The following is a 14,291-nucleotide window of genomic DNA, read 5'->3' as shown; positions in this document are numbered from 1 at the left end:
AAAAAATTTTCTTAAAAAAAAAGCCCTTTTTCAGGGCTAATTATTAGTTAGAAGCTGCTGCTTTACCATAAGCAATGCACGGCAGCCAATTCCGAACGCCAAAATTTGAGAGTCTGCTCTTGTAAAGGGGCTGATAGTTGCAGTTCTGAAAAATGGGCCACTTGCCGCAAAGTCCAGTCCTGAAAGCTTTGTAAGAACTGACGGACCTCAGAATTAGTCTGAGGCAATTGTCGATGCAAACGACAGGAGCACTGCGCAAACTGGTGCATTAAACCGGCAGCCGGCAAACTCACTAACTGGGCTCCGGAAGCTTGGACAATCAATTGTAAAATGCGGCATAAATACTCACTATAATAAGAAGTTAAATGAACCGCGTCTTCTAAATTACGATAAGAACTATATGTAAATTGCAAAATTTTGTTTTGCAGGGTAATGAATTCAGCTTGCCTAGCCGGGGTATTTTGCCAACAATCCTGCTGCCAATGTAAACCAACCCAATCGGTTGAACCGTGGCTCACCCCTGCTAAAGGCAAATAAGCCGCCCGCCCCAAAATTAAAGGTAAAAAATGGGGATGCTGCGTTTGTCGGACCAACATGCGGGATTGTTGAAAGTTAAAAATACTTTGATGACTAAAATCATTAAGCAGCTGGCGGGTAGTGCGCGGCGTCATAATTAATCCTTGTTGATAATCCAGAGCCACAGTTAGGGGTAAATTCGAACTTGGAGGCTGCAAATTAAACAAAGCAATAACTTGATTACTAAATTGAAATTGGGGAGCGGCTTTAATCTTACGGGCAGTCACTTGCTGCAGTAAAAAGTCTTTGGTCACTTTACGGGGCAGATCTTGTATTTGTAATAGCATAAAATCTCCTTTTTAATTGAATTAAAAAAATCACATGTAGCATCTTTATTTTAGCAATAAATGAAGGCGCTGTCATTATTTTTTTAATTCTTTTCCAAATTGCTCAAAAGTCTGGCCCAAATAAAAAAGACTCGAATCTCTTCGAGTCTTCTCGATTAAATTAGGATAATACTTCGACATCAGTTGCCTGCAGCCATTCATAAGCAGCCAAGCGATAGAACTTTTGGCCATTAATATAACGAACTTCACTGCAAGAATAAGTAGTATTAGGATTTAAATGGCGTCCGGGCAAAGCTACTCCTAATGGCGAATAGAGATTAATGCGTCCTTGATCAGCGCGCGCTTTAACTTTAAAACTGGCAGCATTGGTCGAACTATTAGAAGAAACAGCCGCATTAGCAGCCGCATCACTACCGTCATATTTATTTAATTGATAGTTTTTGATGAGGCGATTAAGTTTAGCTGCATAATCTGGATCAGTCGCATAGCGACCCTGCAGCCAAGCAGTAGCATCGCGATAACTGGTAGTACTCTGGCGCCAAGTGCCGCGATAATAATTAGGATCACCGGCAATTCCCTGCCGGAGAATCTGGGCATAATCTTGAAAAGAAGCTGCCATATTCGGATACTTGCGAAAAGTGGCGTTTGTCTGATAAAAATCATGCTCCGCACTCCACTCACTTGTTGCCAGTGCCACTCCTGCCCCCGCATAGTTTCCTTTAATACCAAAAAAGTTATAATTAGGAGCCTGACTGGCAGTGGAAGTACCCCAATTACTTTCTAAAATTGCTTGGGCCATCATCACTGAAGGATATAAACCATTGGTTTGAGCGGCTTTTTGAGCTGCGGGGGCAATCTTATTAATAAACTGCTCTTGTGTTGCTAGCGGCAATTTCGCGCTAAAGTCCGCTAAAGATGAGGATTTGGTAACAGTAGTTAATTCGGATTTACTATGACTAGCCGCTTGGGCAGGCTGAGACAGCAACAAACTGCCAGCAGCTAAAAAACTAACCAATAACGGCAGCGTCCATTTTTTCGTTTTCAAAAATTATTCCTCCTGACAAACTATTTTTATCATAGTGGTTTCTACAGAAGAATTCAACTTAAAACCTGAAAACAAGTGTATAAAAAATTCCTGTCGTAAATTTTACAACAGGAATTTTACTTTCTTGAACCATTTTATTCTTGTTTGATTAAATTACCGGAATTTGCTTTGACCCATTCATTTGTTGAGACCCTATAAAAAGTAATACCGGCAATAACTGCTTTTTGATCAGTATACCATAAACTATTTTGAGCTAACCAGCGATTATCTTTTGCGATGATACTCTTGCCATCGTCAGAAATTCTCCATAATCCTGTTAGACCTACGCCAGTAACTTGAAAAATATTATCGATACTATTCTTAATAAAACCACCACTAATAACTCCTACATTAATTTGAGCAGCAGAATAATCATCAAAACTTACCTGGCTAGCCTTAACATATTCTTCAGTAGAAACCCGATAATACTTCACGCCATTAATGGTTCGTAAAGAATCAGTTCGCCAACTGGACTTGACTGGTAAGGACCGATCAATAATAATCCGCCCTTGAGGATCATATAACGGAACGACTGCGGCATTAGAATTTTCTTTGACATTAACTACTCCTGTTACCGATTCATCTTTAATAACCGGTTCTTTATTATTATCAGAAATAGCAGTTCCAGTGACCGTGATTAATTGATTATAACTATACTTACCATTCTTGGCATCAAAGTTAGCTACTCCATCTTTTAAGGTAATTTCTTTACCAGCTAACTTAATCTTAATTTTGCCATTCTCCAGATTTTTTTGATAATTAGGACCGATCATCGACTTAAAATCAATCGTGACAGTTCTGGTATAATCTCCAGGTTTAGTGAATTTATCCCCAGAAATAATATTGCCTGCACTATCTTTAATATTGCGACTTAAATCAACATAGTAATTTAAATCACTATTATCAAGACTACCGTCCGTATCATTTTCAAACTTTAAATCATCAGCTGAAGTTGGTAGGTAATCCGCAAGCTTATCACCCACCTTGGCAGCTGATTTAGTCGGTGTAATTACAGCTTCTATGCCATCTTTAGCGACAACAGGATTCTTAAAACTTAAGGTGACTTTTATAGGATAACCAAATTTTATAGGCTTACCGGACTCGTCTGTACCTCGATAAAAATCATAATTAAGCTGTAAGGAACCTCCATCAGTAATAATTTTCTTAACATTTTGTTCAAAATCTTGCGCCGTAGCTTGTATTTCACCGGTCTCTACCCCATCACCTACAACATAATTATTTCCCTTTGCGTCAACAACAACAAGTTTGGAAGTAAATTTAATCCCAGCATCTGTCAAAGCCTGTTTTTCAGCCGCTGTTAATTTTAAACTGTCTTTTGAGGTATCAATTTGAAAAATATTACTTAAATCATTGTTTATTTTGACAGATTTAGTACCATCATTAAGATCAGCAAAAGAACCGGGAACCTTGCTATTAAAAAGATCTGTCGGTTGTGTAACTCCCGTAATTTTACTACTTTGAGAAGCATACTTATTCCATAAAGCTGGATTAGTAATATCGGTGTCAGCACTCTTAAAAGAGTCCTGAATTTTTTTTAAAGCTTCCTTCACTACTTCAGGATTTGGCAAATTATCTTTTTGCACAACGGGTGCGGACGTGGCTTCTAAGGTGACTGGTGCAGCTGCTAAAGGCGCCAGCGCCAATAGTGCAGCACTAATAATACTAGTACTGAAAATCAAAGACCTTTTCATCTATTCATTCCCCCTAAGATTTTAATTTTCCATGTTCAATATACCACAAATATCTGTGAGTGCGCATACATTGGCCATAATCATTAACAAAATGTAATAATTACAGACACTAAAAAACAATGGTAAGAAAAAAAATTCCCCGACCATTGTTAACAATTAATAATTATTTCTATTGCGGAATAGCTTTAATCACTGTACAATCCGAACTGCGCACCCATTCATTAGTAGAAACCCGGTAATAGGTTTCTCCTTGGTAGGATACAGTTTGATCAGTTTGCCAGTCAGTGCCTGAAAGCAAATGTCTATCAACTAATATTTTCATAGAACTGTCTGTTTCATGTTCATATAATGTAATAAATTGTGTATTATTATTAATTCGAATAATTCCATTTTTTGAATTATTATCGGTTGCATTGGCATTGTTTAACCGATTATAGTGATATTGGACTAACTGATAGAACTGCCACATTGTGTAGCCCCATTTATTAAAGTAAGTAATTGGATCTACATGACCACCAGCACTGGGATGATACTGATTAATTGCATAATGTGACCAAATGGTTCCATAGCCCTTACCATCAGCTAATGAAGGTGTTAAGCCATATTTTTTGAGCATCACAGCGGTAAAATAGGCCTGATTATTAACGGAACGAACAAAATTACTCCATGTGCTTTCTTGACATAATTCAATTTGTATCATTCGGCTATTAGCCCAAGGACCTGCACCCCAAACACCATAATCAGTATCATGAATTTGCAAGATATGATTAGCATCGGCAAAGGCATGTACATAAGTTTGGGCGTTGCGCCATTCGCGATTGAAGTAAGTCACTTCATTCCAAGCTGTAGCACCCGGAGTAGCGGTTTCGTGAATTACGACTCCTTCCGGTTTACCAATACGATAATCAATCTTAACATCAAATGTCCCATTAACTCGTTGAATTTCATTAGGCTGAATATTATTTTGCTCAATATATTCATTAATTGTTTGAGCTTTAGCTGATTGGGCAAAACCTAACCCGATAGCCACAGCACCCAAAGCCACTAGTGCGGTGAACCATCGAGATAAAAAGTGTGTTATTTTCATCAAAAAATCTCCTTTTTTAATCTCTATGAGACAAATATATCAACTTTTAAAATTCATGACAATAGTTGTAAGCAATGTGTAACAAAAAAGAAAAAAAATTGTATAACTAAAAAAATATAGGTCAAAGATCATGATATGAAGTACTCATAAAAATAGCGAAGAAATAAGATTGACAATTATTTCTTCGCTATCAGCTGACAGGATTAATAAATTACTTAATAACCGTAACATCCACAGCCCGGACCCATTCAAAGGTAGAAACCCGGTAAAACTGTTCGTTATTAATGGTTTGAACTTGATCACTGCGCCAATCAGTATTAGCCAGTAGCGCTCGATCTACAATTGGATTACCCGAAGGTGAATAAAGGCGGTAAAATTGTCGGTCACTATTAGTGCGGACAACATGAAAATTGTTCTGCGACTCTGCAGAAACAGAGTCTACTTGACCATTAGTAACATCATATTGAGTTAAATTATAAGTTGTAATTAAATTATTTAATTTGGCTGCGTAATTAGGGTCAGTAGCATAGCGTCCCTGTAACCAAGATGTCGCATCCTTATAACTTTGGGTATTTTCCCGCCAAGTACCACTATAATAAGAAGCGTTCCAACTAAGACCGTTCCGTAATTTATTACCATTATCGTCAAAAGAAGCTTCCATATTAGGGTACTTTCTAAAATAACAATCGACGGTATAGTAGCCTTTATCCTTGCTCCATTCTTTAGTAGGCATATTAAAGCTGGCACCATTATAGTCACCTTTAATCCCAAAGAAATTATAATTAGGTGCTTGACAGGCAGCCGAAGTACCCCAGCCACTCTCTAAAATAGCCTGAGCCATCATTACTGATGGATATAAACGATACTTATTAGCTGAATTTTGCGCTATAGGAGCAATAGTCGTAATAAATTGCTGTTCTAAACTGCTGGGAGCAGCCTTGGTAACAGCGGCAGTTCCTACAGAATCTGTAGCTATATTAGATGCGTGCGCAATACCCGTATCTTGAGTTGCTGCACTTGCGCTTTGAATCATTCCAGCATTCAAGGTACACAATGCCGAACAAGTAACAAATAATGACGCCATTAATCTTTTCTTCACTTCTATATAGACCCCCTAGTTAATCTACCCTTTCATGTTAAAGGCTTATTTCGAATTTTGCAATAAGCTGGGAGAAATTGTAACAAAAGCGAAATAAAGCAAAATATTATATGGTAATTATAGACAAATAAAAAAGGACTCACAGATGTGAGTCCTTAACAACTAAAGCTTAACGATTACTGTAAAGTAACAAATTTAGCGTTAATCCATTCATTTGTAGATACACGATAGTATGTTATACCATTTACTGTTGCAGTTTGGTCAGTTTGCCATGAACTTTCACCTGGAACATGACGGTCAGGGTTACGTGTCATACTCTTGTTGTCATCACTCTTATTCCAAAGATCTGTAATTGTACCAGCATTATTAACTTTGATAACCTTACGACTTGGTAATGGAGTAACTACAACATCACCCTTAACAACATCAGCTGAACTAGAAGTATCAGTTGCTTCAAATGTTACTTGGTCAGCACTAATATATTCATGTGTAGATACACGGTAGAATACTTTACCATTTGCGTAAACTGTCCGCTTGAGATTAGTTTTCCACTTGGATTTATTTATTACAGAACGATCTACAATGACATTACCATCCTCATCATAAAGAGGTGCAGTAGTAACATCAGATGTGTGAACAGTTACAATACCATCAACTTTTTCATCTTTTGTTCCGAAGTTAGTAGAACCAACATTAATAGTCCGCTTTAAGACTAAAGTACCATACGGAACTGGTTCTGCATCTACTGTAGAGGATACACCATTACCACCATCAACCCTTGCTGACATGAAAACATTAGCATCAGCATTAGTAAGACTTGGTTTTTGACCATTAACCGTAATTAAACCATTTTTTACAGCATCAGCCCAAGAAACACTGTCAGGAAGACCTAATCCAAGTTTAGTAAGATCAATTTTTATTCTCTGATAAAAGATCCCAGTTTTAACAAAATTACCATTAACAACTGAACCAGTTTCACCTGAAGCATGTCCATTAGCATCATGTAGCTGTGCGATATTTATAGCACCAGCATTGTAGGCAGCTTGAGTAATATCTTGACCATTGTAGTTAAGAATCTTGCCGCCACCATTTACAAAGGAATTAGATAGTGCAAATACATCAGCACTGTCATTAACTTTAGCATTTAGTGAATCATTATATGAAACATATGCTGCTCGGTTATTATTTACATTATAACTTACAGTACTAGTAATAGCACCATTTGATAATGCCTTCTTTGTAGCATCATATAACTGCATTGTCATAGTAATTTTTCCGCCATTAGTCTTTAAATCATTCATTAACTGATTTAAATTCTCGCCATTATTAATTGTATGACTATTAGTGCCAATAGCATTACTATAATTAAAGCTTAATGTGTAATACAGAGACTTAGCATAAGTTTTATTCGCAGAATTCATTAAATCGATACCCTGAGTACCGTTGAAGAAATATTGTAAAAATTGATTAGTAGTAGTTAAATGATTAGTATCACCACTATCCAACACAAGTGCACCAGCAGGATTAGCATCTATAGGCTCAGGATCGGTTGGATTTACATAATGACCTTGCAGTAAGTTTGCTACATTGTCATTAGTGAATTTGTCCTTAAAATCAGAAATAGTACCAACGCCACTACCCTCCTTAATTAAGGTAGTACCAGTAGCTCCCTTCTGAATTCTATCAATTGTGTCACTTGTTGTATCAGCTTTAACTTCTTGTGTAGCTGGTGTTGCTAAACTAGCAACAGGAGCAACTACTGGTGCTGCAGCCAACAAAGCCGCTGCAACAACACTTGCACCCATTAATGAAGATTTTTTCATATTTTGGTATTCCTCCTCAAATAATCTCATAATTTATAATTTTGATACCATATCCAATATAACACAGAAACAAGCTTTTTTCAAAAAACAATATGCGCTGAATGAAGTTAATCGGTAGTCGTCAACGCTGTTTTTTTGTTTAAGTATCATTGGATCTAATATCGCAATACCAACAAAACTTATTTTAACGCAATGGTTCCTATTTGCAAGTATTATTCGCTAATTATTAGGCCTTTTTTAAGATCGTAACTATTTTGTTACATGAATGAAATATTTGAAAACAAAATATTACAAATACTGGGTTATTAAAAATTAAATCTTCAAGCGTTGCTCTTGGATATTAAACTCAGCTCAAGAAGTGCCATCACTGCTAATCCAACAGCTTTCTTAATAAATATTTACTACACTTTTTGGCTGTATTTCTGCTTTGACCACTGCTCCAATATTAAACTAATCAAATCAGCCTATTATGGGAGATTTGCACTCAAATTATCCATAAAGGAGGCAAGTAGAATTTTGTATAGCTAAAATTACAAGTCCTACTATTCATATTGGGACACATCATAATTAGCGATTTTAAATCATTTTCTTTAGAGTACTGTTTTAAAAACGGTCATTTGAAAATTAGCATTCTTAAATTTTTACTTCAAGGTTTCTTAATAGCGAACTTTATATAATCTTTACAATTTAGAATGGAATAAATAACTACTTTTCCAAGATTAGTAGGCCTTGATCAGTATGTGTGTCCAACGATATCTCTGTAACCAGAGGATGAGCAAGTAACTAAGAATAACTAAAAAAATAATAACCAAATAACGTGTAATCACATCATGAATTTGAAAATATAAAAAGTTATAAAATATTTTCATTAAGAGATAATGACTAAGATACATATACGTAGCTAAATTACGAAGCCAGCGCGCATGGGGCAGGTTTATTCTTATATTCAAAAATAATATAAACAAAATCCCAGCCAAGATAGGATAACTAAATAGTTGATCACTATTTGCTTTTAAAGCATTGACAACTGTAATTTCATAATATGCTATTAAACCGATGATAAAAACTACCGGCACCAATAACGTTAACTTGGGATGGAAATTGTGACGATACAGCCAAAACAATAGTTCGCCGACATAAAAATATAAAGGACCCACAAAAAAGGACGTTTGAATCTGAAAAAAGGATCGTAAAGGAACATAAGCACTAAAAATTACTATCAAAATAAACATTAATGAAGCAAGCACAATTCCCAAGAACTTCTTTTTTCGAAACCAATAATAAACAAATACTGCTCCAAATAATGAGGCATTCAAGTACCAGCCCAGCAACATTGTCCTCGGTCCGGAAAGAAAAAAACATAATATTCCTTTTACCAAATTTTGTAATAACCAGCCATTCATTTTTATACTATCCAGGGTAGCCTTAATAATAAAATATCCATAACCAACTAGCCAAAATAAGTATAATTGCAGAATTCTTTTAACATAATTGAATATTGCAAAATCGCTATCTTTATGTAAATATAGATGGCGTGCTAAAAAAAAGCTGGATGAGATAAAAAACAAGGGAACTGCCAATCTGGCTATCAGCATTAACAGTTGTAGATGAAATTTACTATCTAAAGTAAGAAACAGTTCACTGTGAATTCCAACTACTAAAAATGAAGCCATAATTTTCATAAGATCTAAACTATCAATATTTGTTTTATTCATAAACTTTGCACCCTAATTATTCAATTGTTTTTATTTTTTCTGGCTGCTAAATATAATTTTAGAGACACTACTCACTGCAAACAAGTAAAAATCAACACGAGTAGTTATAAATAAGGACAATACTATGAGTAAAAAACATCGATATTATTTAATAATAAGCAATCTATGTATTTTTATTATTATTACTTATTCCCTCTTTACTTGGGGTGTACAAGGTGGATATGATCCGGTGTTTCACATAGATAGAATACATACTCTGGCCACCAATCTTAGTCATGGACATTTTCCGAATCCGATTGGCTTTGAATATTTAAATCACTTTGGCTATGGCCTAGGCTTTTTCTATGGCAACTTTTGCTTATACCCCTTTGCCCTTCTGAATATTCTGGGGATCAGCAGTTATCATTGTTACCTACTTTTTATTTTAGGTTGTGTCTTAGCGGCTATTGTGGCTATCGACTGCCTAGTTCACACATTATTCAAGAAAGACTGGGCAACGATTGTAGCCGCACCACTTTATTTAAGCTCATATTATTACATTGGTACTATTTATTTTAGAGGTGCCGCCGGTGAATTGCTGGCGTTTGCTATTACTCCCTGGATTTTTTTAGGTTTATTGGAGATGATTCAGGGCCACCACCACTATTGGCCACTATTAGCTGTCAGCTTCGCTCTTTTATTAGTAACTCATATTTTGTCTTTTTTTATCTTAGCAGCAACGGCTCTCATTCTCATAGTCCTTAATCTTTCGCAACTTTGGCGTCAACGCGGCTTATTTTTGAGCTTTTGTAAAAGTGCAGCTTTATTTCTGGGACTAGCAATGGTTTTTATTTTACCATTTGTAGAGCAATATTTTGCCCAAACATATTTGGACACCTCCAAAAATCCCGGAGAAAACACTTATTTAGTGATTGCTGATATTGCAAATTCAAATCCTTTCTTTAGTCCCAGTAGAGTAATTAATCTGAACGGCGGATTCATTTTCGCACTTTTCTTATTATCAATAATATGGAATATTTATCAATACCAGCAGCAAAAAAATTTTAATCATAATTTAAAACAGGCTTATTCTCTTATTTTCATTCTCGGTCTCTTTATAATTTCTCCCCTTGCACTGAGAATTCTGGTTAAATTATTCCCTCCAATAGTTTTTTTACAAATTATCAATAGATTAAATGTTGCTATTTTACCACTAACAGTTTTAGTCATTGCGAAGTTTTGTGCTGATTTTATCTCAACTCTGTCAATAAAAAAAGCACCGATTTTAATACTGTTTTTGGCATTTATTAGTATAATCACTATTATGATTCCGCTACGCCAAAATAAGCAAACTATGGCTCCGCGGAGAGTCAGTGCTCCTAATTATTTTACTTATAGTATTAGTCGTGGTGAATACGAACCGCAAGCCTTATATAATTATATTGCAAAACATAATTTTCACGTTGTTCCTAATTCTATAGCTCGTAAGGGTCATTATCATATCTTAATTAATAACCATCAAAAATTACAGATCCAATTTAATAAAGATGTCAATTCTGCTTTAATTATGTGTCCTCGGACCTATTATCTTGGTTATCAAGCTTTTCAAAATCATAAAAGAATTCCTATTACTTCTAAAAATGGTTTAGTTACTCTTAGAATAAGGCATATTTCTAAATCAGAAACAGTCAATATTACTTATCGTTTAACTAACCTGGCAAAACTCGGCTGGATTATTTTTATAATAACTCTTATATCTATGTTTAGTATTTTTATTAAAAAGGTAGGCCATACTTAAGCTTTGATATAACTATTATTCATAATTCTCTGTGATAAATTATCACAAATGGTAGCAAGTAATTGCGACAGCTATAACCCATCGTTTGAGCTCATGACATGTTGCATCTTCATTATTGGCAACAGGTCTAAAACGTAAGCAAAATAAGTAATTCCAACAGCCAGAACCAAATACTCTGGCTGTTTTTTAATGCATACAAAAAAGCCATCTTTGATTAACAAAGATGGCTTGAGTTAATTACTAGTTATGACGAATTTTGTACTTGTCTAACCCTGCTGGTTTCTTAGGTGCATAGGAAAAACATACGCAGTAAGTATTAGCCGTCATGTACATCATTGATTTTCTGATTAATTTTTTCATTGTAATTCCTCCTCTAAAATATATAATATTGGTTCTAGGAATATTATACTCCAAAAAGCGATAATTAAACCAAAAAATTTTATTTATTTTCAGAATTTCTTTTGTCATTAAATATTCGGAAAATAAATAGCAAAAGTGTTGAGATAAAAGTTAAGCCCATATAAATAACGATATTTTTTAAAAGGAAATTAGCTGGCCATAAACACATTACTCCCATGACCGCAAAAATCACCAACGTTTTGAGCCATTCTTTTCTCGTAATTAGCTTATACGACAGCAGCATGAGCAGTAGACAACCCCCATAAAAAATCTGAGCTACTAATCCACTTTGTGCCATTAGTGTTCGCCCTAAAGCTATAATTACAATAAAAATACCTACCGAAACGAGAAAACACACCCAAAAATGCTGCGCATGCCAGCCCGAATACTGTTTACGAAATAAATTCATTCCAATTAAAATAATTAAGGCTTCTAACCACATATGGGTAAAGATGGCGACGATTAAAATAATAAGATCAATCGTCCAGCGACTAATTAACATCGAAGCCGAATATTGAACTAATTCCCATTCACTATCATCATCAGTAGTTAAATAATCAGCAATTCTAGCGGCTAATTTTTCTAACATAAGAGCTCCCTTCTAGTTATTAGGCAGAATAACTTCGACTTTGAAATAGTTATCATGGATACTAGTAGTAATCTCTCCAGCCATTTCGTCAACAATTTGATGCGCTTGTTGCAAATCCAGTCCGCGTTGCTCTAACAACTCTATCCGATAGTCATGAATCTTAGGATTTTTTTTAAAATTATTAACTACCGTATAAATAGCGCCGCGCTGATCACCAAAGTAATTAATAATAATCTCGCCTTGTTTTACTTCCTTAGCATGTTCCAGCGCGTTGGACAAAATAATCGTCAAAATATTCATAACATTAAGTAAATAATCTGGTTGTGTGATATTTTCATTATCTTGGCCCTCAATTACTACCTTTAAACCATTAGCTTGAGCTTGTTTAACAAAATAGTCAAGAACCATTTGAATACTATTGACCTTTTTCGGATCCTGTAATTTTATCAAAACCTTATTAACATGCTCTAGCCGTTTATCTAAAAGCTGATATAATTCTTCAGACGAGAGGTGTTTCTGGTATAAATCCAGAAAAAATCTATTTTCCGAATGAATCAAATTAAATAACAGTTTATACTGGCCAGATAAATGAATATTTTGCATTTGAATATTCACCAGTTGCTGCGAAATCAATTCATTCTTTCTACTTTGAATAATAGCTTTATCAATTTCATTCATGACAATATAACTTATTAAAGTATTTAGTATAAGTACAATAACAATAGAAAAAGTAGTTGTTTTATTTTCTAAATAGTTATTATAAAACAAAATAAACATAATAATAATATTCGAAATAGGAAATAAAATAAGACTATGAATCTTATTGTTCTGCTTACTACCTACTCTTCGTTTTATAGTTGATCGTAAAACATAAAAAAAAGTAGCCAAGATGATGATTGCGATAACTTCAGTATAAATATCAAAAATTTGTGAATTATATAACTTTGCTTTATAACTTAAAAGCACTCTACTAACTAGCTCCAATGCAGAAATAATACTTAAAATCAGGGCAATAAATACCACTTTACTAGATAAATGGCCTTTAAAGATCATTAAAAAAAAGGAAAAACATACAGCAGATAAAATAACATTCACAATAGGTGGTAAAGAAAAAATTGTAGTAATAAAAGAACAAATGATATTGATAATAAATACGGTAATTAAAATAATACTGCTACTAATATAAGATTTCCTTTTAAAAAATAAAGTCAAATAATTATAGATTACTGTAGTTTGTAATATGGCCGCCAAAAACGCCAAAAAAATAGCATCCCAATTTCCCCATTTCAATAATTAACTCTCCCAAAACTAAGTAGTTACCTCCAACAGCTCATTGCAAAAACTTATTATTTATCTCAAAATAAATTCTCGGAGCATTTCCTTTCGGCGTGCTTTGGCCAGTGGTAATTCTTGCTGATTATCCAGCAACAAAGAAGTTTCAAAGATTTTTTTCACATAGTTTAAGTTAACAATTGTATTACGATAAGATTGATAAAATGATTTATTATCTAATAAGAAATCGTACTTTTCCAGACGGCCATGGGCATAGTACTCCCCATCTGTAGTAATGAACTTGAGCAGACGTTTATCCGAATTAACCAGCATAATCGCTTTAATATTACTAATCTTTAACAGTATTCTGCTGCCATCATCGATAGAGCGAATAATGATCTCTTTGGTATTCCGATTTTTGGAATCATTCAGCAGCCGATCCAAGACCATTTGTAACTCTTTATAAGCAATCGGCTTTCTTAAAAAATATTCCGGATGCACAACAAAAGTCTCAAATACATAATCAGGAAATGCCGACACAAAAATAATCCGGGCATTAGCTTGACTGGATCGCAATGATTTAGCGATTTCAATCCCATTAGCATGGTCTAATTGGATATCAATAAAATAAATTTGGGTTGACTGACTCTTTGAGATAGTTAATAATTGAGTAGGGTCTTTAATCCATTTGGTTTTTATGTCTAAATTGCGTAAAAAGGCGTATTGCAACAGATTTTGCTTTAAATTTTGATAATCTTTTTTATCATTCTCAATTATCCACGCTGATAACATTGTTTTCTCCCCCAATTATTATTTAGTTTAACCTACCCCTTGCATAAATATTATATCTCATACTTTTATCATGCGGATA

11 protein-coding genes are annotated in these 14,291 nt (G+C 34.6%); 1 reads left to right on the top strand and 10 read right to left on the bottom strand.

Translation table 11 applies throughout. The annotated features are described in order from the left end of the window. Positions 1 to 62 precede the first annotated feature (62 nt). The 7 genes from JG29_RS01285 to JG29_RS01255 all read right to left on the bottom strand — a co-directional run bounded on the left by JG29_RS01285 (position 63) and on the right by JG29_RS01255 (position 9,383). On the bottom strand, positions 63 to 863 hold the full coding sequence (locus JG29_RS01285; protein ID WP_045922156.1) for a hypothetical protein: 801 nt from the start codon (positions 861 to 863) through the stop codon (positions 63 to 65). A 160-nt stretch (positions 864 to 1,023) separates the two neighbouring features. Next, complete coding sequence (locus JG29_RS01280; protein WP_052696264.1) at positions 1,024 to 1,908, bottom strand: glycoside hydrolase family 73 protein; 885 nt, start codon at positions 1,906 to 1,908, stop codon at positions 1,024 to 1,026. A 134-nt stretch (positions 1,909 to 2,042) separates the two neighbouring features. After that, positions 2,043 to 3,659: an SLAP domain-containing protein gene (locus tag JG29_RS01275; RefSeq protein WP_045922155.1), complete on the bottom strand. Its 1,617-nt coding sequence runs from the start codon at positions 3,657 to 3,659 to the stop codon at positions 2,043 to 2,045. Between the two features lie 169 nt (positions 3,660 to 3,828). After that, positions 3,829 to 4,746, bottom strand: coding sequence for a peptidoglycan recognition protein family protein (locus tag JG29_RS01270; protein WP_045922154.1), 918 nt, complete (start codon positions 4,744 to 4,746; stop codon positions 3,829 to 3,831). Positions 4,747 to 4,957: 211 nt separating this feature from the next. Next, positions 4,958 to 5,845, bottom strand: a complete 888-nt coding sequence (locus JG29_RS08945; RefSeq protein ID WP_282431996.1) for a glycoside hydrolase family 73 protein — start codon at positions 5,843 to 5,845, stop codon at positions 4,958 to 4,960. A 176-nt stretch (positions 5,846 to 6,021) separates the two neighbouring features. Further along, the gene (locus JG29_RS01260; RefSeq protein WP_045922153.1) at positions 6,022 to 7,668 is read right to left on the bottom strand and encodes an SLAP domain-containing protein; all 1,647 of its coding nucleotides are present in this window, start codon (positions 7,666 to 7,668) and stop codon (positions 6,022 to 6,024) included. 719 nt (positions 7,669 to 8,387) lie between these two features. Further along, entirely contained in the window at positions 8,388 to 9,383 is a 996-nt protein-coding gene (locus JG29_RS01255; protein ID WP_045922152.1) for an acyltransferase family protein, read from the bottom strand. Positions 9,384 to 9,507: 124 nt separating this feature from the next. On the opposite strand from JG29_RS01255, the gene JG29_RS01250 reads away from it, so the two are divergent. Beyond that, complete coding sequence (locus JG29_RS01250) at positions 9,508 to 11,160, top strand: glycosyltransferase family protein (RefSeq protein WP_045922151.1); 1,653 nt, start codon at positions 9,508 to 9,510, stop codon at positions 11,158 to 11,160. A gap of 439 nt (positions 11,161 to 11,599) precedes the next feature. Here JG29_RS01250 and JG29_RS01245 read toward each other — a convergent pair whose 3' ends face one another. Genes JG29_RS01245 through JG29_RS01235 form a run of 3 tightly spaced genes read right to left on the bottom strand, consistent with a single transcriptional unit; the run spans position 11,600 to position 14,212 of the window. Next, entirely contained in the window at positions 11,600 to 12,148 is a 549-nt protein-coding gene (locus tag JG29_RS01245) for an accessory gene regulator B family protein (RefSeq protein ID WP_045922150.1), read from the bottom strand. A 12-nt stretch (positions 12,149 to 12,160) separates the two neighbouring features. Further along, entirely contained in the window at positions 12,161 to 13,438 is a 1,278-nt protein-coding gene (locus JG29_RS01240; RefSeq protein WP_045922149.1) for a GHKL domain-containing protein, read from the bottom strand. Positions 13,439 to 13,498: 60 nt separating this feature from the next. Next, positions 13,499 to 14,212, bottom strand: a complete 714-nt coding sequence (locus tag JG29_RS01235) for a LytR/AlgR family response regulator transcription factor (protein WP_045922148.1) — start codon at positions 14,210 to 14,212, stop codon at positions 13,499 to 13,501. Positions 14,213 to 14,291: the final 79 nt, after the last annotated feature.

Origin of the sequence: Bombilactobacillus mellis (genome assembly GCF_000967245.1) — a bacterium.
Lineage (GTDB): Bacteria > Bacillota > Bacilli > Lactobacillales > Lactobacillaceae > Bombilactobacillus > Bombilactobacillus mellis.
This window is presented reverse-complemented; position numbering and strand designations above follow the sequence as displayed.

Excerpts from the sequence above, each read along its gene's own strand:
- JG29_RS01285 (WP_045922156.1), bottom strand. The coding sequence starts at position 863 with ATGCTATTACAAATACAAGATCTGCCCCGTAAAGTGACCAAAGACTTT.
- JG29_RS01275 (WP_045922155.1), bottom strand. The coding sequence starts at position 3,659 with ATGAAAAGGTCTTTGATTTTCAGTACTAGTATTATTAGTGCTGCACTA.
- JG29_RS01270 (WP_045922154.1), bottom strand. The coding sequence starts at position 4,746 with ATGAAAATAACACACTTTTTATCTCGATGGTTCACCGCACTAGTGGCT.
- JG29_RS01260 (WP_045922153.1), bottom strand. The coding sequence starts at position 7,668 with ATGAAAAAATCTTCATTAATGGGTGCAAGTGTTGTTGCAGCGGCTTTG.
- JG29_RS01255 (WP_045922152.1), bottom strand. The coding sequence starts at position 9,383 with ATGAATAAAACAAATATTGATAGTTTAGATCTTATGAAAATTATGGCT.
- JG29_RS01250 (WP_045922151.1), top strand. The coding sequence starts at position 9,508 with ATGAGTAAAAAACATCGATATTATTTAATAATAAGCAATCTATGTATT.
- JG29_RS01245 (WP_045922150.1), bottom strand. The coding sequence starts at position 12,148 with ATGTTAGAAAAATTAGCCGCTAGAATTGCTGATTATTTAACTACTGAT.
- JG29_RS01235 (WP_045922148.1), bottom strand. The coding sequence starts at position 14,212 with ATGTTATCAGCGTGGATAATTGAGAATGATAAAAAAGATTATCAAAAT.